19 protein-coding genes and 1 tRNA gene are annotated in these 24964 nt (G+C 70.2%); 12 read left to right on the top strand and 8 right to left on the bottom strand.

The features are described 5' to 3' along the window. Positions 1-122: 122 nt before the first annotated feature. The 9 genes from ACWV17_RS21760 (at position 123) to ACWV17_RS21720 (ending at position 10065) form a co-directional block, all read left to right on the top strand. The gene (locus tag ACWV17_RS21760; protein ID WP_455361064.1) at positions 123-2396 is read left to right on the top strand and encodes an FdhF/YdeP family oxidoreductase; all 2274 of its coding nucleotides are present in this window, start codon (positions 123-125) and stop codon (positions 2394-2396) included. Positions 2397-2485: 89 nt separating this feature from the next. Continuing rightward, complete coding sequence (locus ACWV17_RS21755; RefSeq protein WP_455361063.1) at positions 2486-2959, top strand: PaaI family thioesterase; 474 nt, start codon at positions 2486-2488, stop codon at positions 2957-2959. Positions 2960-3075: 116 nt separating this feature from the next. Next, positions 3076-3462, top strand: coding sequence for a hypothetical protein (locus ACWV17_RS21750; protein ID WP_455361062.1), 387 nt, complete (start codon positions 3076-3078; stop codon positions 3460-3462). A gap of 230 nt (positions 3463-3692) precedes the next feature. Beyond that, complete coding sequence (locus ACWV17_RS21745) at positions 3693-4235, top strand: hypothetical protein (RefSeq protein ID WP_455361061.1); 543 nt, start codon at positions 3693-3695, stop codon at positions 4233-4235. A gap of 104 nt (positions 4236-4339) precedes the next feature. Next, positions 4340-5569, top strand: a complete 1230-nt coding sequence (locus ACWV17_RS21740; protein WP_455361060.1) for a branched-chain amino acid ABC transporter substrate-binding protein — start codon at positions 4340-4342, stop codon at positions 5567-5569. A 94-nt stretch (positions 5570-5663) separates the two neighbouring features. Then, a complete protein-coding gene (locus tag ACWV17_RS21735) occupies positions 5664-6593 on the top strand; it encodes a branched-chain amino acid ABC transporter permease (RefSeq protein WP_455354299.1) in 930 nt (309 codons plus the stop codon). 5 nt (positions 6594-6598) lie between these two features. After that, a complete protein-coding gene (locus tag ACWV17_RS21730) occupies positions 6599-8425 on the top strand; it encodes a branched-chain amino acid ABC transporter permease (protein WP_455361059.1) in 1827 nt (608 codons plus the stop codon). 3 nt (positions 8426-8428) lie between these two features. Further along, positions 8429-9349, top strand: a complete 921-nt coding sequence (locus tag ACWV17_RS21725; RefSeq protein WP_455361058.1) for an ABC transporter ATP-binding protein — start codon at positions 8429-8431, stop codon at positions 9347-9349. Continuing rightward, positions 9349-10065, top strand: a complete 717-nt coding sequence (locus tag ACWV17_RS21720) for an ABC transporter ATP-binding protein (protein ID WP_455354302.1) — start codon at positions 9349-9351, stop codon at positions 10063-10065. The genes ACWV17_RS21725 and ACWV17_RS21720 overlap by 1 nt, the downstream gene beginning before the upstream one ends. Before the next feature lie 110 nt (positions 10066-10175). On the opposite strand, the gene ACWV17_RS21715 is transcribed toward ACWV17_RS21720, so the two are convergent. After that, positions 10176-10826, bottom strand: a complete 651-nt coding sequence (locus tag ACWV17_RS21715; RefSeq protein WP_455361057.1) for an ANTAR domain-containing response regulator — start codon at positions 10824-10826, stop codon at positions 10176-10178. Positions 10827-10920: 94 nt separating this feature from the next. Between ACWV17_RS21715 and ACWV17_RS21710 the strand changes: the two genes are divergently transcribed. Together ACWV17_RS21710 and ACWV17_RS21705 are read left to right on the top strand one after the other, a co-directional pair. Further along, positions 10921-10994, top strand: a tRNA-Leu gene (locus ACWV17_RS21710). A gap of 109 nt (positions 10995-11103) precedes the next feature. Continuing rightward, positions 11104-11886, top strand: coding sequence for a transcriptional regulator (locus ACWV17_RS21705; protein WP_455361056.1), 783 nt, complete (start codon positions 11104-11106; stop codon positions 11884-11886). A gap of 18 nt (positions 11887-11904) precedes the next feature. Here ACWV17_RS21705 and pyk read toward each other — a convergent pair whose 3' ends face one another. Both pyk and ACWV17_RS21695 read right to left on the bottom strand, forming a co-directional pair. Beyond that, positions 11905-13338, bottom strand: a complete 1434-nt coding sequence (gene pyk / locus ACWV17_RS21700; protein ID WP_455354305.1) for a pyruvate kinase — start codon at positions 13336-13338, stop codon at positions 11905-11907. A gap of 127 nt (positions 13339-13465) precedes the next feature. Further along, entirely contained in the window at positions 13466-14227 is a 762-nt protein-coding gene (locus tag ACWV17_RS21695) for an SIMPL domain-containing protein (protein ID WP_455361097.1), read from the bottom strand. Positions 14228-14349: 122 nt separating this feature from the next. On the opposite strand from ACWV17_RS21695, the gene ACWV17_RS21690 reads away from it, so the two are divergent. Continuing rightward, entirely contained in the window at positions 14350-16197 is a 1848-nt protein-coding gene (locus ACWV17_RS21690; RefSeq protein WP_455361055.1) for a bifunctional metallophosphatase/5'-nucleotidase, read from the top strand. A 58-nt stretch (positions 16198-16255) separates the two neighbouring features. Here ACWV17_RS21690 and ACWV17_RS21685 read toward each other — a convergent pair whose 3' ends face one another. From ACWV17_RS21685 to ACWV17_RS21665, 5 genes are all read right to left on the bottom strand, one after another. Further along, positions 16256-17734, bottom strand: a complete 1479-nt coding sequence (locus ACWV17_RS21685) for a lysine N(6)-hydroxylase/L-ornithine N(5)-oxygenase family protein (protein ID WP_455361054.1) — start codon at positions 17732-17734, stop codon at positions 16256-16258. Continuing rightward, positions 17731-19122, bottom strand: coding sequence for a pyridoxal phosphate-dependent decarboxylase family protein (locus ACWV17_RS21680; RefSeq protein WP_455361053.1), 1392 nt, complete (start codon positions 19120-19122; stop codon positions 17731-17733). The genes ACWV17_RS21685 and ACWV17_RS21680 overlap by 4 nt, the downstream gene beginning before the upstream one ends. 1888 nt (positions 19123-21010) lie before the next feature. Next, the gene (gene pepN, locus ACWV17_RS21675; protein WP_455361052.1) at positions 21011-23515 is read right to left on the bottom strand and encodes an aminopeptidase N; all 2505 of its coding nucleotides are present in this window, start codon (positions 23513-23515) and stop codon (positions 21011-21013) included. An 87-nt stretch (positions 23516-23602) separates the two neighbouring features. Next, the gene (locus ACWV17_RS21670) at positions 23603-23944 is read right to left on the bottom strand and encodes a chorismate mutase (RefSeq protein ID WP_455354311.1); all 342 of its coding nucleotides are present in this window, start codon (positions 23942-23944) and stop codon (positions 23603-23605) included. 11 nt (positions 23945-23955) lie between these two features. Continuing rightward, entirely contained in the window at positions 23956-24855 is a 900-nt protein-coding gene (locus tag ACWV17_RS21665; protein WP_455361051.1) for a helix-turn-helix domain-containing protein, read from the bottom strand. Between the last annotated feature and the right edge of the window lie 109 nt (positions 24856-24964).

The raw sequence follows: 24964 nt of genomic DNA, 5'->3' as shown, positions 1-24964 counted from the left end.
GCCGCGGCACTGACAATCCCTCCCGCCGGTCGGCCCGGGCACACGCTGTCGGTGGCACGTGACAGGATCGGGGACTCGGAGACAGACGTACGCGAGAACCATCCCGCTCGAAGGGGAGCGCCATGGCTGCCAAGCCGCCCGCAGGTGATCCGGTCCAGGACGCACCACAGGTCGCGGAACCGAAGCATGCCGCCGCGGGCCTGCCCGCCATCGGCCACACCCTGCGGATCGCCCAGCAGCAGATGGGCGTGCGGCGTACCGCGCAGACCCTGCTCAAGGTCAACCAGAAGGACGGCTTCGACTGCCCGGGCTGCGCCTGGCCCGAGGGCGACAAGCGGCACACCGCGGAGTTCTGTGAGAACGGCGCGAAGGCGGTCGCCGAGGAGGCGACGCTGCGCCGGGTCACCCCGGACTTCTTCGCCGCGCACCCGCTCGCCGACCTGGCCACCCGCAGCGGGTACTGGCTGGGGCAGCAGGGCCGGATCACGCAGCCGATGTACCTCCCCGCGGGCGCGGACCGGTACGAAGCGGTCACCTGGGAGCGGGCGTTCGCGATCATCGCGGAGGAGCTCAGGGCGCTGGGCTCCCCCGACGAGGCCCTCTTCTACACCTCGGGCCGCACCAGCAACGAAGCCGCGTTCCTGCTCCAGCTGTTCGCCCGCGAGTTCGGTACGAACAACCTGCCGGACTGCTCCAACATGTGCCACGAGTCGTCGGGCTCCGCGCTGAACGAGACCATCGGTATCGGCAAGGGAAGCGTCTCCCTGGAGGACCTGCACCGGGCCGATCTGATCATCGTCGCCGGGCAGAACCCGGGTACCAACCACCCGCGGATGCTCTCCGCCCTGGAGCAGGCCAAGGCCGCCGACGCGAAGATCATCTCGGTGAATCCGCTGCCCGAGGCGGGCATGGAGCGGTTCAAGAACCCGCAGACACCGATGGGCATGATCAAGGGCGCCGCCCTCAACGATCTCTTCCTGCAGATCCGCATCGGCGGCGACCAGGCCCTGTTCCGGCTGCTGAACAAGCTGATCGTGGAGACAGAGGGCGCCACGGACGAATCCTTCATCCGGGACCACACCCACGGGTACGAGGAGTTCGCGGCCGCCGCGCGCGCCGCCGACTGGGACGAGACGCTCACCGCGACCGGCCTGGAGCGCGCGGAGATCGAGCAGGCCCTGCGGATGGTCCTCGCCTCCAAGCGCACCATCGTGTGCTGGGCGATGGGCCTGACCCAGCACAAGCATGCGGTGGCCACCATCCGCGAGGTCGTCAACTTCCTGCTGCTGCGCGGCGACATCGGCCGCCCCGGCGCCGGGGTGTGCCCGGTGCGCGGCCACTCCAACGTGCAGGGCGACCGCACCATGGGCATCTTCGAGCGGCCCGCACCCGCCTTCCTGGACGCCCTGGACAAGGAGTTCGGGATCTCCTCGCCCCGCCATCACGGATTCGACGTCGTACGGTCCATCCAGGCCCTGCGCGACGGCGAGGCGAAGGTCTTCTTCGCGATGGGCGGCAACTTCGTCGGCGCCACCCCCGACACCGAGGTCACCGAGGCGGCGATGCGCCGCGCCTACCTGACCGTCCACGTCTCGACCAAGCTGAACCGCTCGCACGCGGTCACCGGCCGGCGGGCGCTGATCCTGCCCACCCTGGGCCGTACCGACAAGGACGTCCAGGCGAGCGGCAAGCAGTTCGTCACGGTCGAGGACTCCATGGGCATGGTGCACGCCTCCCGCGGCAACCTTCCCCCGGCCAGTCCCCACCTGCTCTCCGAGCCGGCCATCGTGGCCCGCATGGCGCGTGCCGTCCTCGGCGAGAAGTCCGGCACGCCCTGGGAGGACTTCGAGAGGGACTACGCGACGATCCGCGACCGGATCTCGCGCGTCGTGCCCGGATTCGAGGACTACAACGCCCGGGCGGCCCGCCCCGGCGGCTTCACCCTGCCGCACGCCCCGCGCGACGAGCGCCGCTTCCCCACCGCCACCGGCAAGGCCAACTTCACCGCCGCGCCCGTGGAGTACCCGGAGCTCCCCGAAGGGAGGCTGCTGCTGCAGACCCTGCGCTCGCACGACCAGTACAACACCACGATCTACGGCCTGGACGACCGCTACCGCGGGATCAAGGGCGGGCGCCGCGTCGTCCTGGTGCACCCCGAGGACGCCCGCGCGCTGAGCCTGGCCGACGGCGCGTACACCGACCTCGTGAGCGAGTGGAAGGACGGCGTGGAGCGGCGCGCCCCCGGCTTCCGGGTCGTGCACTACCCGACGGCGCGCGGCTGTGCCGCCGCGTACTACCCGGAGACCAATGTCCTGGTCCCGCTGGACGCCACCGCGGACACCAGCAACACCCCCGCCAGCAAGTCCGTGGTCGTGCGCCTGGAGCCGGCGGAATGACCGGCCCCGGCTAAGCGTTTGCTCAGGCACCCTGATAAGACGGGTGCGCACAGCAACCGAACACCCGCAGACGATCGGAGCCGGGCCCCATGGGCGAGCAGACCACCGTGAAATTCCCGCAAGAGATCATCGACGAGTACGCGGCCCTCGGCGTCGACCTGCCCGCGCTCTTCTCCGCCGGCCACCTCGGCAACCGCATGGGGGTGCAGATCATCGAGGCCGCGCCCGACCGGGTCGTCGGCACCATGCCGGTCGAGGGCAACACCCAGCCGTACGGGCTGCTGCACGGCGGCGCCTCCGCCGTGCTCGCCGAGACCCTCGGGTCCATCGGCTCGATGCTGCACGGCGGCAGCTCCAAGATCGCCGTGGGCGTCGACCTCAACTGCACGCACCACCGCGGGGTGCGCTCCGGGCTGGTAACCGGGGTGGCGACCCCCGTTCACCGCGGCCGCTCCACCGCGACGTACGAGATCGTGATCAGCGACGAGCAGGACGAGCGGGTCTGCACCGCCCGGCTGACCTGCCTGCTGCGGGACGCCCGACCGGGCGGCGCGAAGGGCTGACCGCGGCTGATCCACGCCGTACCGCGCCACAGCCGCGCGGTGCCGCCGGGCCCGCGCGCACGGCGGCACCGGGCACGGCGTTGCCCTCTGCATGCCGCCCCCGCTAGCGTCGCGGCATGAGGCCAGGACCGGCACGCCGAAGACGGCACTCCGCAGTGTGCGCCGCCGCTCTGTCGGCCCTCCTGACCAGCTGCGGGGGCAGCCCCGCCGACTCCGCCTCACCGGCTCCGCGCACCACCGCCCCGCAGGAACTCTGCACCCACCTGATCTCCCACTGGGCCCGCGTCGTCCTCGACGGTGGAGAACAGGCCGGTCTCGACTACCAGGCCATGGGCCTGTCCGGCGGGCAGAACGAGATCCTGCTGGCCGTGGTGGCCGCCGCCCGCGCCGAGCTGATCAGCCAAGGGCCGGACGCGGCACGGAAACTGATCGACCGTCAGGCCGCCGACCGCTGCGCCGACCGGCACCGCGGCGGGACCCCGACCGGCGGCCCCTGGCAATGAGCGGAGTCGGCCCGGTCGAGCCGGGCGAGGGTACGTACGCCTCGGACGGCGCCCCCGCCGCGTACGCGGACCGCCCACGGCGCGGACGGCCGGCCGCGCTCGCGGCCCGCCATCCCCGTACGGCAATCGCCGTCGCCGTCGCGGGTGCCGTGGCCGCAGGCGCGTCGTACCTCTACGTGACCCGCCCGGCGCCCCATCCGCCTCCCCCGACACCCTGGCCCGCCCAGGCGGTGAGCGTCGGCTACGGGGGCGACAGCGGCCGTCCGGAGTCCGGACACGGCTCGTTCGATTTCACCATCACCGTCACGACCACCGCAGGACCACCGGTCACGGTCGAGCGGATCACTCAGAACTCCGCAGCTCTGCGGCTGTCGACCACCCCCGCGACGCCGTTCACGGTGCGTACCGAAAAGCCACGCAACGTACGCGTCGTCATCCAAGTGACGGAATGCCGAAAAGTGGCACGGAATGCCGGGCTCCCTTTCCTTGACATAACGCTGCGTAATGTGCGCGCCATACAAGAGCACAGCTACATTCTCGGCGACCGGTACGCCCGAGACCTGGCCAGCGCGCTCGGCGTCGCATGCCCTGAAGATCGAATGTCAGTACCCAAACCGCCGGACAGTCCTGCACGTTCTCAGCATGCGGACAAGACGAACCAACCGGAATTCCCCCGTTCCACCCACCAAAATCCGCTATGCATTACGCCGTGGCATAACAAGAGCGTCACATCCTTGGCCAGACCACTCCACCTCCCCCAATACCGCGCTTAGAGTCACGCCCAGTCACCGCGCCACCGGATTACCTTCAGTTCGGTTCCCGCGCTCGACTCGGTGCGTCCCAGGGGGGACGGCCGTGCCAGGTGAAAGGACTGATCGTGCGTCAACGTTCGCTCATAGCCATGACGGCTGCACTCACCGCGGGAGCCCTCACGCTCACCGCCTGTGGGTCGCGCGACGAAAGCAAAGGTGGGGCCGAGGGCGGTGGCACCACGGTCGTCATCGGCATCGATGCCCCGCTGACCGGAGAGCTCTCCGCGCTCGGTCTCGGCATCAAGAACTCCGTCGACCTCGCTGCCAAGCAGGCCAACGAGAAGAAGTTCGTCGAAGGCGTCACCTTCAAGGTCGAGGCCCTCGACGACCAGGCCCAGCCGTCCTCCGGACAGCAGAACGCCACCAAGTTCGTCGCCAACAAGGACGTCCTCGGTGTCGTCGGGCCGCTGAACTCCTCGGTCGCCGAGTCCATGCAGAAGGTCTTCGACGACGCCAAGCTGGCCCAGGTCTCGCCCGCCAACACCAACCCGGCCCTCACCCAGGGTCCGGACTGGAACGGCGGCCAGAAGGCCCGCCCGTACAAGTCGTACTTCCGCACCGCGACCACGGACGCCATCCAGGGCCCGTTCGCCGCGCAGTACCTCTTCAACGACGCCAAGAAGAAGAACGTCTTCATCATCGACGACAAGAAGACGTACGGCGCCGGCCTCGCCGCCACCTTCAAGGCCGAGTTCGAGAAGCTCGGCGGCAAGGTCGTCGGCACCGAGCACGTGAACCCGGACACCAAGGACTTCGCGGCCGTCGTCACCAAGATCAAGAGCGCCAAGGCCGACGTCGTCTACTACGGCGGCGAGTACCCGGTCGCCGGACCGCTCAGCAAGCAGATCAAGAAGTCCGGCGTCGCCATCCCGCTCGTCGGCGGCGACGGCATCTACAGCGCCGACTTCATCAAGCTCGCCGGCAAGGAAGGCGTGGGCGACCTCGCCACCTCCGTCGGCGCGCCGGTCGAGACGCTCCCCTCGGCCAAGGAGTTCGTGGCCAACTACGAGAAGGCCGGCTACAAGGAGGCCTACGAGGCCTACGGCGGCTACTCCTACGACTCCGCCTGGTCGATCATCGAGGCCGTCAAGAAGGTCGTCGAAGGCAACGACGGCAAGCTCCCCGAGGACGCCCGCGCCAAGGTCATCGAGGCCCTGCAGGGTGTCTCCTTCGACGGTGTGACCGGCAAGGTCTCCTTCGACGAGTACGGCGACGCCACCAACAAGCAGCTCACGGTCTACAAGTACGAGGGCACCGCCTGGAAGGCCGTCAAGTCCGGCACCTTCGCCGGCTGACCATCACTCCGTAACACCTCACTGCCGCGCGGGGCGCTGCAAATCCAGCGCCCCGCGCGGTGTCACATCCGTCGAAAGACTCGGAGGACCTGCGGTGCACGAACTGCCGCAACAGCTGGTCAACGGCCTGCTACTGGGATCCATGTACGGGCTCGTCGCCATCGGCTACACGATGGTTTATGGCATTGTCCAGCTCATCAACTTCGCCCATGGCGAGATCTTCATGACCGGCGGGTTCGGGGCCCTCACGGTCTGGCTCATGCTTCCCACCGGCACCACCATGTGGCTCGCCCTGCCACTCATGCTCATCGGCGCGATCATCGTCGCCACCACCATCGCCGTCGGCGCGGAACGTTTCGCCTACCGGCCCCTGCGCACCGCACCACGCCTCGCCCCGCTCATCACCGCCATCGGCCTCTCCCTCGCCCTCCAGCAGGCGGTGTGGGCCTGGTACCCCGAGGCGAAGTCCTCCCGCACCTTCCCCGAAATCTCCGGCGGCCCCTTCCACATCGGGAGCGTCACCATCCAGACCGGTGACATCTTCCTGCTGATCGCGGCCCCCATCTGCATGGCGATCCTCGCCTTCTTCGTCATGAAGACCCGCACCGGACGCGGCATGCAGGCCACCGCCCAGGACCCGGACACGGCCAAGCTCATGGGCATCAACACCGACCGCATCATCGTGGTCGCGTTCGCCCTCGGCGCCGCGTTCGCCGCCGTCGGAGCCGTCGCCTACGGCCTCAAGTACGGCGAAGTGAACTTCCGCATGGGCTTCATCCTCGGCCTCAAGGCGTTCACCGCAGCCGTCCTCGGCGGCATCGGCAACATCTACGGCGCCATGCTGGGCGGTCTCGCCCTCGGCATCGCCGAAACCATGGCCACGGCCTACATCAACGAGATCCCCGGCATGCAGCAGCTCGGCGGCCAGTCCTGGGCCGACGTCTGGGCCTTCGTACTTCTCATCGTCGTGCTCCTCGTCAGGCCACAGGGCCTCCTCGGCGAGCGCGTCGCGGACAGGGCGTGACACCGATGACGACACAGACCACCACCGCGGAAACCCCCCGCACCCCGGCCGGCAGCGCACAGACGGGCCTCATCTCCCTCCCGCCGAACATCGCGCGAGCCGTCGCGACCGCAGGCGGCACCCTCACCGTCATCTCCGCGTTCCTCGCCTGGACCTGGACAGCCGCCTTCCCCGGCGACCTCACCGTCTACGGATACCCCGGCGGCCTCCAGTGGCTCGTCCTCATCGCGGGCGCGCTGACCACCCTGTTCGGACTCTCCTCCTACGGCGTCAAGGGCCTCCAGTGGCTCGCACCCGCCGGAACCGACGCCTCCATCAGGCTCTCCGCCCTCGCCGCCTTCACCACCACCTGGTACACGCTGATCGCGATCAGCTACCAGCTCGGCGGCCTCGCCAACCTCGAACCCGGCGCCTACATCGCGGGAATCGCCACCCTGGCCGCCCTCATCGGCGCCCTCGCCCTGCCCTTCGAGCGCCCCGCGCCCGACCCGGCAGACCCAGAGGACACCGGCTGGGACCAGTTCAAGCACAACGCCCGCGGCTCCTTCACCACCTTCAAGGCGGCCTTCACCGGCGGCACCGCGGCACCCGCCCGCAAACTGCCCTCCTACGTCGAGATCCTGATCATCGTCGCTGCACTCAGCTTCGGCCTCCTGGTCTTCACGTACGGCATCGGCACCGAGTACGACGAACTGTTCATCGGCTTCCTCATCACGGCCGGATTCGGTTTCGCCGCACTCTTCAAGTCCGGCCTCGTCGCACGCCTCTCCGCGCTCACCGCCCGGCACCGCAACGTGACCATGGCCGGAGCGTTCGCCGCCGCCGCCGCGTTCCCGTTCACCCAGGCCGACGACCAGTACGCCACCATCGGCGTCTACATCCTGATCTTCGCCACCGTCGCCCTCGGCCTGAACATCGTCGTCGGCCTCGCCGGACTCCTCGACCTCGGATACGTCGCCTTCCTCGGCGTCGGCGCCTACGCCGCGGCCATGGTCTCCGGATCCCCCTCCTCGCCGTTCGACATCCACCTCCCCTTCTGGGGGGCGGTCCTCGTCGGCGCCACCGCGTCCATGGTCTTCGGCGTCCTCATCGGCGCCCCCACCCTGCGACTGCGCGGCGACTACCTCGCCATCGTGACGCTCGGCTTCGGTGAGATCTTCCGGATCACCGTCAACAACCTCGACGGCACCTCCGGCCCCGACATCACCAACGGGTCCAACGGCATCTCCTCGATCCCGAACCTCCAGATGTTCGGCTTCGACTTCGGACTCGAGCACCAGATCTTCGGCGTCACCATCGGCCGTTTCGCGAACTACTTCTTCCTGATGCTGCTGATCACCCTCATCGTCGTGGTGGTCTTCCGGCGCAGCGGAGACTCCCGCATCGGCCGCGCCTGGATCGCGATCCGCGAAGACGAGACCGCGGCACTCGCCATGGGCATCAACGGCTTCCGGGTCAAGCTCATCGCCTTCGCCCTCGGCGCGACCCTCGCCGGCCTCGCCGGAACCGTCCAGGCACACGTCACCTACACCGTGACACCCGAGCAGTACCAGTTCGCCCACGTCGTCCCGCCGAACTCGGCCTTCCTGCTCGCCGCGGTCGTCCTCGGCGGCATGGGAACCATCAGCGGACCCCTCGTCGGCGCCGCACTGCTCTACCTCATCCCGGCCAAGCTGCAGTTCCTCGGCGACTACCAGCTCCTCGCCTTCGGCCTCGCGCTCGTACTCCTGATGCGCTTCCGGCCCGAGGGACTCATCCCCAACCGGCGCCGCCAGCTCGAATTCCACGAAAACGCGGAAGCGCCCGCAGTCCTCAGCAAGACAGGGGCCTGATCCATGACCACCGACACCACGACGAAGGACACCACGCCGGCCACCACGCCCGGCGAGACCGTCCTCGACGCCCGCGGCGTCACGATGCGGTTCGGCGGCCTCACCGCCGTACGCTCGGTCGACCTCACCGTCAACAGCGGCGAGATCGTCGGCCTCATCGGCCCCAACGGCGCCGGAAAGACCACCTTCTTCAACTGCCTCACCGGTCTCTACATCCCCACCGAGGGCGAAGTCCGCTACAAGGGCACCGTCCTCCCCGCCAAGTCCTTCAAGGTCACGGCGGCGGGCATCGCGCGCACCTTCCAGAACATCCGCCTCTTCGGCAACATGACCGTCCTGGAGAACGTGCTCGTCGGACGCCACACCCGCACCAAGGAAGGCCTCTGGTCCGCCCTCCTGCGCGGCCCCGGCTTCCACAAGGCCGAAGCCAAATCCCGCGCCCGCGCCATGGAACTCCTCGAGTTCATCGGCCTGGCCGGCAAGGCCGAACACCTCGCCCGCAACCTCCCCTACGGCGAGCAGCGCAAGCTCGAAATCGCCCGCGCCCTCGCCAGCGAACCCGGCCTGCTGCTCCTCGACGAGCCCACCGCAGGCATGAACCCGCAGGAGACCCGGGCCACCGAAGAACTCGTCTTCGCCATCCGGGACATGGGCATCGCCGTCCTCGTCATCGAGCACGACATGCGCTTCATCTTCAACCTGTGCGACCGCGTCGCGGTCCTCGTACAGGGCGAAAAGCTCATCGAAGGCGACAGCCAGACCGTCCAGCAAGACGAACGCGTCATCGCCGCCTACCTCGGCGAACCCTTCGAAGGCGCCCCCGGCGACGAAGAAGTGGCCGAAGTGGAAGCGGCCGAAAGCGGGACCACGGGGACCACCGGGACCACCGGCACCGCCGGGACCGCAGGCAAGGAGAACGACTGATGACCGCACTTCTCGAAGTCGAGGACCTGCGCGTCGCCTACGGCAAGATCGAGGCCGTCAAGGGCATCTCGTTCAGCGTCGAAGCCGGCGAGGTCGTCACCCTCATCGGCACCAACGGCGCCGGCAAGACCACCACGCTGCGCACCCTCTCGGGCCTCCTCAAGCCCGTCGGCGGCCAGATCAAATTCAACGGCAAATCGCTGAAGAAGATCCCCGCCCACCAGATCGTCTCGCTCGGACTCGCCCACTCCCCCGAGGGGCGGCACATCTTCCCGCGCATGACGATCGAGGACAACCTGCGGCTCGGCGCGTTCCTGCGTTCCGACAAAACAGGCATCGAAAAGGACATCCAGCGCGCCTACGACCTCTTCCCCATCCTGGGTGAGCGGCGCAAGCAGGCCGCCGGCACGCTCTCCGGCGGCGAACAGCAGATGCTCGCCATGGGGCGCGCGCTCATGTCCCAGCCCAAGCTGCTCATGCTCGACGAGCCCTCCATGGGCCTCTCCCCGATCATGATGCAGAAGATCATGGCGACCATCGTCGAACTCAAGGCCCAGGGCACCACCATCCTGCTCGTCGAGCAGAACGCCCAGGCCGCGCTGTCGCTCGCCGACAAGGCGTACGTCATGGAGATCGGCAAGGTCACCCTCGAGGGCACCGGGCAGGACCTGCTCCACGACGAGTCCGTCCGCAAGGCGTACCTCGGCGAGGACTGATCCGCTCGCGCTCGGCGGTACGCACGCGAAGAGGCCCGCCCCCGGGAAACCGGGGGCGGGCCTCTCTCGCGCTGTCGCCGTCGGGGGCGCCGTCGCTGTCGACGGCGGGACTACTCCCCCTTCGCGGCCTTCTTCTCCTCGGCGTCCTCGATGACCGCCTCCGCGACCTGCTGCATCGACATCCGCCGGTCCATCGACGTCTTCTGGATCCACCGGAACGCGGCCGGCTCCGTCAGCCCGTACACCGACTGCAGCACACTCTTCGCCCGGTCCACGAGCTTCCGCGTCTCCAGCCGCTGCGAGAGGTCGGCGACCTCCTTCTCCAGCGCCTTCAGCTCGGTGAAGCGCGACACCGCCATCTCGATGGCCGGCACGACGTCGCTCTTGCTGAACGGCTTCACGAGGTACGCCATGGCACCGGCGTCCCGCGCCCGCTCGACGAGGTCGCGCTGCGAGAACGCGGTGAGCATCAGGACGGGGGCGATGGACTCGGCGGCGATCTGCTCGGCGGCGGAGATCCCGTCGAGGACGGGCATCTTCACATCGAGGATGACAAGGTCCGGCCGGTGCTCGCGGGCGAGCTCGACGGCCTTCTGCCCGTCGCCGGCCTCGCCGACGACGGAGTAGCCCTCTTCCTCGAGCATCTCCTTGAGATCAAGGCGGATGAGGGCCTCGTCCTCGGCGATGACGACACGGGTCGTCAGCGGCGGGACGTGCGACTGGTCGTCGTCAACGGGCTGGGGCGACTCGGGGGCGGTCACGGGACTCCTCGTTCCTGAATGGCACTGCCCATGAGCCTACCTAGCTCCTGTAAGGTGAGACCACGCAGGGCGGTGCTACTCCTTGGTTTCTAAGGCCCCAGTACTCCAACGGTTAGAGAGACGGTGCTCAAACCACCGACAGTGTGGGTTCGAATCCCACCTGGGGCACTTTTCCTTCGAATCCATAGCCGCGCCCGAATCGGCGCACTTCACTCGCTCAGGTGAACCTGCGCCCAGAATGCCGCTCGGCGGTCAAGGGCCAACAAGGCTCGCGCTCATGTACGACATCGATACGCGTCAGCGGGCCCTCAGCCTCGTCACCCAAGGGCACAGTCTCAACTCCGTCAGCCGACAGACCGGTATATCGCGCGCTGCCATCCGCGACTGGCAGACCCGGATCGAGCCGCTGCCGCGCATGCTCGGCCAGGCCGCACCATGTGCGCGATGCGTCGCCGAGCCCGGACTGCCTGCGGACCAGGGGGCATATGCCTACCTGTTGGGGCTCTACCTCGGTGACGGATGCATCAGCCCCCAGCCGCGCGGTGGCTACCAACTGCGCATCGCATGCGCCGATGCCTGGCCCGGGCTGATCGACCAATGCCGCGCCGCAATCGCGGCTGTCCGCCCCCAGGACCGCGTTTACGTCCTCCAGAAGGTGGGCTGCGTAGCCGTCACGAGCTACGGCCGCCACTGGCCGTGCCTCTTCCCCCAGCACGGGCCCGGGAAGAAGCATGAGCGGCCCATCGTCCTCGAGCAGTGGCAGCGACACATCGTCCACGTGCACCCGTGGGCGTTCATCCGCGGACTGGTTCACTCTGACGGCTGCCGCATCACCAACTGGACCGAGAAGGTAATCGGCGGGGAGCGAAAGCGGTACGAGTACCCGCGGTACTTCTTCACCAACACGTCCGTGGACATCATCGGACTCTTCACAGGCGCGCTGGACAGCGTTGGCATCGAGTGGAAGTCGGCTCTCCAGAGCCGTTCCGCCCAGAACATCTCCGTCGCGCGCCGCGCCTCCGTCGCCCTCATGGACGCCCACGTCGGGCCGAAGTACTGACCCCGCCACCCGCGCCGCCTACTTCGGCGCGTCGTCCTCGCCGATGTGGTGGACGCGGACCAGGTTTGTCGAGCCCGGGACTCCCGGTGGAGAGCCCGCCGTGATGACCACGATGTCTCCCTTTTCACAGCGGCCGATCTTCAGGAGCTGTTCGTCCACCTGGGCGACCATCGCGTCCGTCGATTCGACGTGCGGGCCGAGGAACGTCTCGACGCCCCACGTCAGGTTCAGCTGGGAGCGCGTGGCCGGGTCCGGGGTGAAGGCCAGCAGGGGGATCGGCGAGCGGTAGCGGGAGAGGCGCTTGACCGTGTCACCGCTCTGGGTGAAGGCGACCAGGAACTTCGCGCCGAGGAAGTCGCCGATCTCGGCGGCGGCGCGGGCGACGGCGCCGCCCTGGGTGCGGGGTTTGTTGCGGTCGGTGAGTGGAGGGAGGCCCTTGGCCAGGACGTCTTCCTCCGCCGCCTCGACGATGCGGCCCATCGTCTTGACCGTTTCGATCGGGTACTTGCCGACGCTGGTCTCGCCGGAGAGCATCACCGCGTCCGTGCCGTCGATGACCGCGTTGGCGACGTCGGACGCTTCGGCGCGGGTGGGCCGGGAGTTGTCGATCATCGAGTCGAGCATCTGCGTGGCGACGATGACCGGCTTGGCGTTGCGCTTGGCGAGTTTGATCGCGCGCTTCTGGACGATCGGCACCTGTTCCAGCGGCATTTCGACGCCGAGGTCGCCGCGGGCGACCATGATGCCGTCGAAGGCGGCGACGATGTCGTCGATGTTCTCGACGGCCTGCGGCTTTTCGATCTTGGCGATGACGGGGAGTCGGCGGCCCTCTTCGTCCATGACGCGGTGGACGTCTTCGATGTCGTGTCCGCTGCGGACGAAGGACAAGGCGATGACGTCGGCGCCGGTGCGCAGGGCCCAGCGGAGGTCTTCGATGTCCTTGTCGGAGAGTGCGGGGACGGAGACGGCGACGCCGGGGAGGTTGAGGCCCTTGTGGTCGGAGACCATGCCGCCTTCGATGACGGTGGTGTGGACGCGGGGGCCGTCGACTCTGGTGACCTGGAGGGCGACGCGGCCGTCGTCGACGAGGATGCGTTCGCCGGCGGTGACGTCGGTGGCGAGGCCCTGGTAGGTGGTGCCGCAGATGTGGCGGTCGCCTTCGAGGGGTTCGACGGTGATGGTGAAGTCGTCGCCGCGTTCAAGGAGTACGGGGCCTTCGGTGAAGCGTCCGAGGCGGATCTTCGGGCCTTGAAGGTCGGCGAGGACGCCGACGCTGCGGCCGGTTTCGTCGGAGGCCTTGCGGACGCGCTGGTAGCGCTCCTCGTGTTCGGCGTAGGTGCCGTGGCTGAGGTTGAAGCGGGCGACGTCCATTCCGGCTTCGACCAGTGCTTTGATCTGGTCGTATGTGTCGGTGGCGGGGCCCAGGGTGCAGACGATTTTTGCTCGGCGCATGGTTCGAGCCTAGGCCTTACCGGCCGGTAGCGAATCAGTCACACATGACTACTCAACAACCTTTGCATGAAGGGTTATTGACAAGTGTTGAATTGTGCGCGGGGGCGCTCTGATGAGCAATGCCCGGCTACAGCCGCGGCGGGGTCATCGTGAAGCGTGCGTTCACCTGGGCGTAGACGGTCTGGCGCTGGGGTTCGAGGTCGAGGGCGGGTGCTGCCGCGTCTTCCGCGGCTGCGCCGTATGCCACTGACCGCATCATGCCGCCGGGTGCTGGTGGCGCCATGGGGACGGCGTTCTCCGCGCCGAGGTCGGCGAGTTCGACGAGGGCCGCGAGGCGGGCGCCCAGCGCTTCGGCGTACTCGCGGGCTCGCTGGACGGCTTCCTTCACCGCCTGCCGCCGGGCTTCGCCGTGGGCGGGCGAGTCGGGGCGCAGGGCCCACCAGGGGCCGTCGACGCGGGTGAGTTCGAGGTCGGCGAGGCGGGTGGTGAGTTCGCCGAGGGCGGTGAAGTCGTTCAGTTCGGCGCTGACGTGGACGCGGCCGTGGTAGGCGCGGATGCGTTCGCCGCGGCCGTGCCGCGTGAGTTCGGGGCTGATGGAGAAGGCGCCGGTCTCGAGCTTTTCGACCGCGTCGCCGTAGGACTTGATGAGGTCGAGGACGGTTGCGTTGCGGCGGGTGAGGTCTTCGAGTGCGCTGCGCCGGTCGGTTCCGCGTGCGCTGACGCTGATTCCGATGCGGGCGATTTCGGGGTCGACTTCGATGCGGGCCTCGCCGCGGACGGCGACGCGGGGGACTTCGGGGGTGCCGTAGGGGGCTGCGGGCGGGGACGGTACTTCGTCGGTCACGGTGATCTCCTCGGGGCGCGGTCGGTCGTACGGACACTCTCGCATCCGGGTCCGACAACGGGTGGTCATCAGATCGAAACTGCCGAGGGGTGTTGCCCGGGTGGCTGCTGGGCCAGAATCTACGCGCGTTATCTACGCGCGTTGTGCAATCTGAAGAGGGAGATGAAATGCCGCTCGACCGACGGACGTTCCTGGGCACATCGGCCGCCACCGGGGCCGGAGTCGCACTCGCGGGGTCCTCCTCCGCTCCCGCCGCAGCCCACGTCGAGGGCCGGGCGTCCGGACGTCCGCCGAAGCGGTACTCGTTCACCGTCATGGGCACCACCGACCTGCACGGCAACGTCTTCAACTGGGACTACTTCACGGACAAGGAGTTCGACGACAAGGCACACAACGACGTGGGGCTGGCGAAGATCTCGACGCTGGTGAATCAGGTCCGCGAGGAGAAGGGCCGGCGCAACACGCTGCTGATCGACGCGGGTGACACGATCCAGGGCACGCAGTTGTCGTACTACTACGCCAAGATCGACCCGATCACCGCGCGGCGCGGCCCGGTTCATCCGATGGCTCAGGCGATGAACGCGATCGGCTACGACGCGGCGGCGCTGGGCAACCACGAGTTCAACTACGGGATACCGGTGCTACGTACGTTCGAGGAGCAGTGCGACTTCCCGCTGCTGGGCGCCAACGCGCTGGACGCGAAGACGCTGCGGCCGGCGTTCCCGCCGTACAGCATCCACCGTCTGCGTACGCCCTGCGGCCGGGACGTGAAGGTCGCCGTCCTGGGTCTGACCAATCCGGGCATCGCGATCTGGGACAAGATCAACGTGCAGGGGAAGATGACGTTCCCGGGTCTGGAGGAGCAGGCGGCGAAGTACGTGCCGCGGCTGCGGTCCATGGGCGCGGATGTCGTCATCGTCTCGGCGCACTCGGGTTCCAGCGGTACGTCCTCGTACGGCGACCAGCTGCCGCACATCAAGAACGCGGCCGGGCTGGTCGCGGAGCAGGTTCCGGGTATCGACGCGATCCTTGTCGGGCACGCGCACACCGAGATCCCGGAGTACCGGGTCGTGAACAGGCAGACGGGCAAGGAGGTCGTTCTCTCGGAGCCGCTCAAGTGGGGGCAGCGGCTGACGCTGTTCGACTTCGATCTGGTCTGGTCGAAGGGGCGCTGGACGGTCGAGCGGGTGGCGGCGCAGGTCCTCAACTCCAATACGGTGGCGGAGGATCCGGAGATCGTGCGGCTGCTCGGGGACGAGCACCGAAAGGTCGTGGCGTACGTCAACCAGGTCATCGGCACGTCGACGGCGGCGATGGCGACGGCCGAGGGTCCGTACAAGGATGTGCCGATCATCGACCTGATCAACCACGTTCAGGCGGAGACGGTGAAGGCGGCCCTCGCGGGCGGCGAGTATGCCGGCCTGCCCGTGCTCTCGCAGGCGTCGTGTTTCTCCCGTACGGCCGCGATCCCGGCCGGCCGCGTGACGATCAGGGACGCGGCCGGGCTGTATCCGTTCGAGAACACGCTGGAGGCGCGGCTGATCACGGGTGCGCAGCTGAAGGACTATCTGGAGTACTCCGCGAAGTACTACGTCCGGACGGCCGCGGGTGCGCCGGTGGATCCGGCGAAGCTGACGAACGCCGACAACACCCCGGACTACAACTACGACGCGGTGTACGGCCTGACGGACGACCCGGCGGACGGTCTGCCGGGTCTGCCGGGTCTGGCGTACGACATCGACATCGCGAAGCCGGTCGGCTCGCGCATCACCGGGCTGTCCTTCGCCGGCAGGCCGGTCGATCCGGCGGCGCGGTTCGTGCTCGCGGTGAACAACTACCGGGCGAGCGGGGGCGGGAACTTCCCGCATGTGCCGCAGGCGAAGCAGCTGTGGGCCAACTCGGACGAGATCCGCAACACGATCATCACGTGGGTGCAGGCGCGGGGGACGGTCGATCCCGCGCGGTTCGCGTCGGTGGACTGGAGGCTGACGCGGGACGGTACGCCGGTGTTCTGATCCGTCGGGTGTGTTCCACCTGTCAGGTGTGTTCCATCCGTCGGGTGTGCTCCACCCGTCAGGTGTGTTCCACCAGCGGGAGCAGGCCCTCCGGCGCGGGTGCCGGGCGGGCCTGTTCGCGTTCCAGGCCGAAGCTGGTGAACGCGGTGCGCTGCGGCAGCGGGTAGGGGCTCTTGCCGGTGAGGGAGTTGAGGATGGCGGCGCTGCGCCAGGCGGCGAGGCCGAGGTCGGGTGCGCCGACGCCGTGGGTGTGGCGCTCGGCGTTCTGTACGTACACCGAGCCGGTGACGGACGGGTCGAGCAGCATGCGGTACTCGTCGTCGATGCGGGGGCGTCCGGAGGCGTCGCGGCGGATGTACGGGTCGAGACCGGCGAGGAGGGGGGCGAGGGGGCGCTCGCGGTAGCCGGTGGCGAGGACGACGGCGTCGGTGGTGAGGCGGGAGCGGGTGCCCTGCTGGAGGTGTTCGAGGTGGAGTTCGACCTTGGTGGTGGCGACGCGGCCGGCGGTGCGGACGCTGACGCCGGGGGTGAGGACGGCGTCGGGCCAGCCGCCGTGGAGGGTACGGCGGTAGAGCTCGTCGTGGATGGCGGCGATGGTGTCGGCGTCGATGCCCTTGTGGAGCTGCCACTGCTGGGGGACGAGCCGGTCGCGTACGGGCTCGGGGAGCGAGTGGAAGTAGCGCGTGTAGTCGGGCGTGAAGTGTTCCAGGCCGAGCTTGGAGTACTCCATGGGGGCGAAGGCCTCGGTCCGGGCGAGCCAGGTGATCTTCTCGCGGCCGGCGGGGCGGGCGCGGAGGAGGTCGAGGAAGACCTCGGCGCCGGACTGGCCGGAGCCGATGACGGTGATGTGTTCGGCGGCGAGGATGCGTTGCCGGTGGTCGAGGTAGTCGGCGGAGTGGATGACGGGCACGGTGGGGGCGTCGACGAGGGGGCGGAGAGGTTCGGGGACGTAGGCGGCGGTGCCGACGCCGAGGACGAGGTTGCGGGTGTAGGCGCGGCCGAGTGCTTCGGCTTCGCCGTCGGTGTCGAGCTGGGTGAAGTCGACTTCGAAGAGGTCGCGTTCGGGGTTCCAGCGGACGGCGTCGACCTGGTGGCCGAAGTGCAGGTCCGGGAGGTTTTCGCTGACCCAGCGGCAGTACGCGTCGTATTCGGCGCGCTGGATGTGGAAGCGCTCGGCGAAGTAGAAGGGGAAGAGGCGGTCGCGGCTGCGCAGGTAGTTGAGGAAGGACCAGGGGCTGGCGGGGTCGGCGAGGGTCACGAGGTCGGCGAGGAAGGGGACTTGAAGGGTGGCTCCGTCGAGGAGGAGGCCGGGGTGCCAGTGGAAGGCGGGGCCCTGGTCGTAGAAGGCGGTGGCGAGGGTGTTGCCGGGGATGCCGTGGGCGAGGGCGGCGAGGGAGAGGTTGAACGGGCCGATGCCGATGCCGACGAGGTCGTGCGGCTGGTCTAGGTCCTGGGGGTGTTGGGTGGGGGCGGGGACGGGGGGTGCGGTGGGGTGCGGCGGGGTGTGCGGCCGGGTGGGGGGTGTCGGGGCGGTCATCGGGGGGTGCTGCCTTCCAGGAGTGTGAGCAGTGTTTCGAGGTCACTGGGGGTGGTGTGCGGGTTGAGGAGGGTGGCCTTGAGCCACAGGCGGCCGTCGGCGCGGGCCCGGCCGAGTACGGCGCGTCCCTCGGTGAGGAGGGTGCGGCGCAGCTCGGCGAGGTGGTCGTCGGTCGCGCCCGTGGGACGGAACAGCACGGTGCTGATGGTGGGCCGGTCGTAGAGCTCGAAGCCGGGGTGGGCGTCGAGGAGGTCCGCGAGGTGGCCGGCGGCGGCGCAGGTGCGGTCGACGAGTTCGGCGAGGCCGGTACGGCCGAGGGCCTTGAGGGTGACGGCGGCCTTGAGGATGTCGGGGCGCCGGGTGGTACGGAGGGACCGGCCGAGGAGGTCGGGGAGGCCGGCTTCGGTGTCGTCGTCGGCGTTGAGGTACTCGGCGCGGTGGGCGAGGGGCGCGAGGGCGGCGGTGTCGGGTACCGCGAGGAGTCCGGCGGCGATCGGTTGCCAGCCGAGTTTGTGCAGGTCGAGCGTGACGGACTGGGCGCGGTCGAGTCCGCGGAGCTTGCCGCGGTGGGTGTCGCTGAAGAGGAGTGGGCCGCCGTAGGCGGCGTCGATGTGGAGTTCCGCGCCGTGGGCGGCGCAGAGGTCTGCGATGTCCGGCAGGGGGTCGATGAGGCCGGTGTCGGTGGTGCCGGCGGTGGCGGTGACGAGGAGGGGGCCGTGCATGTCGTTGAGGGCCTCGTCGAGGGCGGCCGGGTCGATGACGCCTGCGGGGGCGGGGACGGTGACCGGGTCGGGGAGGCCCAGGAGCCAGGCGGCGCGGGGGATGGAGTGGTGGGCGTTCGCGCCGTGCAGGACCTGGACGGAGCCGTGGCGTTCGCGGGCCAGGAGGAGGGCGAGCTGGTTGGACTCGGTGCCGCCGGTGGTGACGAGGGCGTCGGGTGCGGGGTGGTGCGGGTAGATCTCGGCGGCGAGTGTGCGGGTGACTTCGGTTTCGAGGGTGGAGGCGGCGGGGGCCTGGTCCCAGGAGTCCATGGAGGGGTTGAGCGCGGAGGCGGCGAGGTCGGCGGCGGCGGCGAGGGCGAGGGGCGGGCAGTGCAGGTGGGCCACGCACAGCGGTTCGGCGGGGTCGGCGGCGCCCTCGGCGAAGGTACGGACGAGGGTACGCAGGGCCGCGTCCGCGCCGGTGCCGGTCTCGGGCAGCACGGGCTCGACGGCGTCGCGCACCCGTGCGGCGACGGCGTCGGGCCCGCCGCCGGGCATGGGCCCGCCGCGGGCGGCGGCGCCGTCGCGGAGGGCGTCGAGCACGGCGGCGAGCAGGGGCCGCAGCGCGTCGGGCCCGGCCGCGCCTCCGGCGAGCGGAGGGAGGTGGGTGCCGGGGGGCGGCGTCATGGGTCCGTCCTTCGGGTGCCGGTCGTTCGGGTGTGCCGGTCGTTCGGGCCGGTCATTGGTGTGCCGGTCGTTGGTGTGCCGGTCGTTGGTGTGCCGGTGGTCGTTCGGGTACGTGGGAGGGGCACACCAGCGTGTACACGGATCGGCAGGAGCACCCGCAGAGCCCAACGATCTCAACCCGAAAGTGGGTACGGCGGCGCGGGAAGGGGAGGTCGGGGGTGGCGGGTGGTATCGAGGCCGGGCCGGGGGCCGGTGGGTGGGGGTGGGCGCGGGACGGTGGGTGGGTGGGGGCGTGGGTGAGGGGCGGTTCCGGGTGGTGAGTGGTGTGCAGGCGGCCCGGCCCCGGCCTCGGAGTGCCCCGGCCTCGGCTCAGCGGTTGTAGCCGGTGAGGGGCGGCAGGACGCGCGGCTGGTCCCGGATGGGCCCGGGCCACCTGAGCGGCCGCAGGCCGGGGGCAGGCCGGGGGCGGTCATCCGTGCCCGGGGTCGGGTGGTTCGGGGAGGGGGCCGCCCGGTTGTGATGATGGCGGCTCCAGGCCGGGCGTCAAGGGCGCTCCCTCCGGTCGCGTCGCTGCGCGATGGCCTTCGGCCACCCTGGACTCCCGTCCCTCCACCGCTACTGATGAGTGGGGGGGGCGGCCCCCGGAGCCGGGCCCCGGGACTGCTGGTCGATTGCCCCCGGTCCGCCCCCGGCCGCAGGCCGGTGGGCGGTTACGGGACGCGGTCTCTCCGGGAGGGGCCCGGCTCGGCTCAGCGGCCACCGGGCGGTGGGTGGTGCGCGATCGCCTCGGGATGGGCCCGGCCCCGGCTCAGCGGCCACCGGGTTGTGGGTGGTACCCGGTCGCCTCGGGATGGGCCCGGCCCCGGCTCAGCGGCCGCCGGGTGGCGGGCGCGGTCTCTCCGGGATGGGCCCGGCCCCGGCTCAGCGGCCGCCGGGTGGCGGGTGATGCGCCATCAGCCCGGGAGGGGCCCGACCCCGGCTTAGCGGCCGCCGGGTGGTGGGTGATGCGCCATCGGCCCGGGAGGGCCCGGCCCCGGCTTAGCGGCCGCAGGCCGGTGGCAGTTGCGGGGCGCGGTCTCTCCGGGATGGGCCCGGCCCCGGGCAAGCGGCTGCAGGTTGTGGACCACGCGGTCGCCCCGGGAGGGGCCTGGCCCCGGCCAAGCGGCTGCAGATTGTGGACCGCGTGGTCCGCTCGGAGGACCCCGACCAGCTCCGCGGCCGCAGGCCGGTGGGCGGGTGCGACAGACTTGCGATGTGCCCGGCCCGGCCAAGCGGCCGTAGGCCTGTGGGCAGGGCGCGCGACTGATCGCCAGGGGGCCCGGCTCGCTCAGCGGCCGCAGGCCGGGGGGATTGTCGCGTGCGGCAGCTGGGAGGGGCTTGGCCCCGGCTATTCGGCCGTCAGGCCGGTCTGGCCGAGGTATGGCTACATCGAGCGGCATGAAGGGTCCCGAGGACCTCAGTTGCGCCCGATTTGCCGGGGTTTGTGGCCCGCCTACGGGTCCCCTCGGCCGCTTGGTGTCAATCCACCTCGGATTGGGCGTTGTCGTTGGCCAACAGACGGCCGTCGGCCGCTATGCCGAGCCCCGCAGCCCCCGAAGTGGCCGCGTGTCTTGCCCCGCCCACCGGGCTGAGGTCACCGACGAGAGCGCAGCCAGCGTCCCGGCTCAGGTGGGGCCCCGCTCCCCGGGGCCGCCCGACACTCATCTGCACCAGCGGGACGGGGCGGACGGTCAAGGGGGGCCGAAGGCCATCGCGCAGCGACGCGACCGCAGGGAGCGCCCTTGACGGTCCGGCCCGGCCCGCCATACTCACAAAGCGGGCGGCCCCGGGTTTCCCGTCCACCCCTCGCCCCCGGGCGCAGTCACCCCCGCCCCGGCCCCCGCCAAGCTCACCCCCGCCCCGCCGCGCGGACCTCCCTTGCCCTTCGCAGGTCGTCCAGTTGGTCCGTCAGTTTGCGGCGCAGGGCCGGGATCATCTCCGTCTCGTGGAGGCACTCCTCGCCCAGCCGCAGGGACTCCGCGTCCACCGCGTAGAGCGGGAACGCGTAGCGGCCCGCCGCTTCCGCGATCGCCTGGCCACGGCGGGCGGCCAGGGCCACCGCGTCCGGGTAGTAGCGGGGCACGTACTCCCGTACGAGATCGGTCTGTTCGGGCTGCCAGAAGCCCTGGGCCGTGGCCGTGAACAGGTAGTTGGACAGGCCGTCCGACGCGAACATGCGCTCCCACGCCTCGCGCTTGGCCACGGGGTCCGGCAGCGCTGCCCGGCAGCGGGCCGCGCCTTCCTGGCCGGTCGCCGTGGGGTCCCGGTCCAGCTCCGCGGCGATCGCCGCCTCGTCCGTCGCGCCGAGCACCACGAGCCGCTGCAGGATCCGCCACCGCAGCTCGGGGTCGAGTTCCGGCCCGCCGGGGACGCCGCCGGACGTCAGCCAGTCCTGGATGCCGTCCGGCTGGGTTGCGCTGTCGATGAAGTGGCGTACGGCCGTGAGCCTGAGGCCCGCCCCGTCCCCGTCCTCCGTGCGCCGGATCAGGTCGCGGCAGAGGCCGGTGAGGGTCGCGAGGGCGGCGGGCCGCGCCTCCGGGGGCAGGTAGCGGTCGGTGATCTGGGTGTTGGCGAAGCCGAGTACGCCCTGCACGATCGCGAGGTCCGACTCGTACGGCAGGTGCGCGCGGGCCGCCTCGAGGTAGGCGGCGGGGGCCAGTTCGCCGTCGCGGACCATGTCGCGGGCGGCGTTCCAGACGACGGCGCGGGCCAGCGGGTCGGGCAGGCCCGACAGGGAACGTACCGCCGTGTCCCATGACGCGGAGTCGAGGCGCACCTTGGCGTAGGTGAGGTCGCCGTCGTTGAGGAGGACCAGGTCGGGGCGGCGGCCCGGACGGACCGCGGACGGGTCGCGCTGGGGGATGTCCAGTTCGAACCGTTCGCGCAGGACCAGGCGGCTGGGCTCGGCGAGGACCTTGTCGTACGCACCGACCGCGATGCGGTGGGGGCGGTCGCCCTTGTGGTCGACGGCGAGGGTCCAGCCGCCGTCGGCGGCGGCGATCGACGGGCCGAGGGTGTCGACGCCGGTGGTGCGCAGCCATCGCTCCGCCCATGCGTGGACGTCGCGGTCGGTCGCGTGGGCGAGGGATTCGATGAAGTCGGCCAGGGTGGCGTTGCCGAACTTGTGCCGGTCGAAGTGGGTGTTGATGCCGGCGAGGAAGTCCTTCTCGCCGAGCCAGGCGACGAGCTGGCGCAGTGCGGAGGCGCCCTTGGCGTAGCTGATGCCGTCGAAGTTGAGCATCGCGGAGGCGGTGTCGGGGACGGCGTCCGGGTCGGGTGCCACGGGGTGGGTGGAGGGCCGCTGGTCGGCGTCGTACCCCCAGGCTTTGCGGACGATTCCGAAGTCGACCCAGGTGTCGGTGAAGCGGGTGGCTTCGGCGAGGGTCTGGTATCCCATGTACTCGGCGAAGGACTCGTTGAGCCAGATGTCGTCCCACCAGCGGAGGGTGACGAGGTCGCCGAACCACATGTGGGCCATCTCGTGGGCGATGACCATGGCCCGGGTCTGGCGTTCGGTGTCGGTGACGGCGGAGCGGTAGATGAACTCGTCGCGGAAGGTGACGAGTCCGGGGTTCTCCATGGCGCCGGCGTTGAACTCGGGGACGAAGGCCTGGTCGTAGGAGTCGAAGGGGTACGGCTCCTCGAACTTCTCGTGGTAGCGGTCGTAGCACTGCCGCGTGATGTCCATGATCTCGTCGGCGTCGGCGTCGAGGTACGGCGCGAGGGAGCGGCGGCAGTGGATGCCGAAGGGCAGTCCGGCGTGCTCGGTGCGTACGGAGTGCCAGGGGCCGGCGGCGACGGCGACGAGGTAGGTGGAGATGCGGGGGGTGGGGGCGATGGTCCAGCGGCCCTGGCCCTGGTGTGCGGCGATGCCGTTGCCGAGGACGGTCCAGCCGGCCGGTGCGGTGACGGTGAGGTCGAAGACGGCCTTGAGGTCGGGCTGGTCGAAGGCGGCGAAGACGCGCTGGACGTCGTCCATGAAGAGCTGGGTGTAGAGGTAGATCTCGCCGTCGGTGGGGTCGGTGAACCGGTGCATGCCCTCACCGGTGCGGGAGTACCGCATGGACGCGTCGATACGCAGCTCGTGCTCGCCGGCGGTGAGGCCGGTGAGCGGGAGCCGGTTCTCGTCGAGCGTGTCGGGGTCGAGGGGCTGTCCGTCGAGGGTGGCGGAGCGCAGTACGGCCGGCTTGAGCTCGACGAAGGTGTCTCCGGTGGCCCGCGAGGTGAACCGGATGACGGTGTGGGAGTCGAAGGTCTCGTCGCCGCCGGTCGTCAGATCGAGGCCGATCGTGTACCGCTGGATGTCGAGGAGCTGGGTTCGTGTCTGCGCTTCGTCGCGCGTCAGTACGGACATGAGGGACATGCTGCCTGATGCGGTGGGGACGGCACAGGGGGGCGACGCGGGGCGGTGTGGGGCGGGGCGCGGGACAGGGGGCGGTGGTCAGCCCTCGTTCGCCGGGGGCTTCGCGGCCGCCGGGGGCTTCGCGGCGATCGTCTCGTGGTGGCGGATCACCTCGGCGATGATGAAGTTCAGCAGCTTCTCCGCGAAGGCGGGGTCCAGTTTCGCGCTTTCCGCGAGTTCGCGCAGGCGGGCGATCTGGCGGGCCTCTCGGTCCGGGTCCGCCGGGGGCAGGTGGTGGTGGGCCTTGAGGTGGCCGACCTGTTGGGTGCACTTGAAGCGCTCGGCGAGCATGTGGACCACGGCCGCGTCGATGTTGTCGATGCTGGCCCGCAGCCGGGCCAGTTCCGCGCGTACGGACTCGTCGATGTTGCTGGAGGTCATGGTCGCTGAGCTTACGTGGCGCGCGGGGGGCCCGAGGAGCCGATGGTCGGTGGATGGTCGGGGTCGGGGATCTGGTTGCTCCAGCCACCGGGCACCGCGCGGCCCTGCTGTTCGCGGAAGCGGACGGGTGCGGTGCCGACCCGGCGGGTGAAGAGGCGGGAGAAGTACGCGGGGTCGTCGTAGCCGACGCGGCGGGCGACGGCCGCGACGGGCAGTTCGGTGGCGGCGAGGAGTTCCTTGGCGCGGCCGAGGCGGATGCCGAGGAGGTAGTCCTTGGGGCTGCAGCCCGCCCCGCGGCGGACGGCGGTGCGCAGCTCGGCGGGGGTCATGCCGTGGCGGGAGGCGTGTTCGGCGACGGACAGGGGCTGGAAGGCGTCGCGGGCGAGGGCCTGGAGGACGGGGTCGCCCTCGGCGTTGGTGTCGGCGCGGGCGCGGCGCAGGGCGACGAGGAGTTCGTGGACGGCGGCGCCGGTCTCGACCTCCAGGAGGGGGTTGCCGCGGCGGGCGGCGCGTGCGATGCGGCCGATGGCGGCGCGTGGCCCGGCGGCGTCGGAGAGGGGGACGACGGGCCGGTCGGGTTCGATGTAGCCGAGTTCGGTGTAGGTGGTGGTGGCGGGGCCGGTGAAGTCGACGAAGGCCTCGTCCCAGCCGGTGCCGGGGTCGGCGGCGTAGTGGTGGGGCACGCCGGGGGTGAGCCAGAGGAGGGTGGGGCCGGTGATGCGGGTGCGCCGGCCGTCGGGGCCTTCGGCCCAGCCGCTGCCCGCGCAGATGACGATGGCCACGTGGTGGTCGAGGGTGCGGGGGCCGACGGTGGGGAGGGCGCCGTGCTGGAGGCCGACGCCGAGGCAGACGAGTCCGAGGCGGTGGTGGAGGGGGCTGGGGGTGAAGTAGCGCATCCAGGTGTGGTACATCCGGGTTTCTTCCTCCTCGTCTGCTCGGGTGCGGCGCGCGTCGGCGGCTGCGGCTCGTCGGCGGTTGCGGGCCGCACAGTTGCGTCCAAACAGCGCTGATCTTTGTCCA

This window comes from Streptomyces mabaensis (assembly GCF_053763515.1).
The sequence above is the reverse complement of the archived record's forward strand: the minus strand, read 5'-3'. Positions and strand labels throughout refer to the sequence as shown.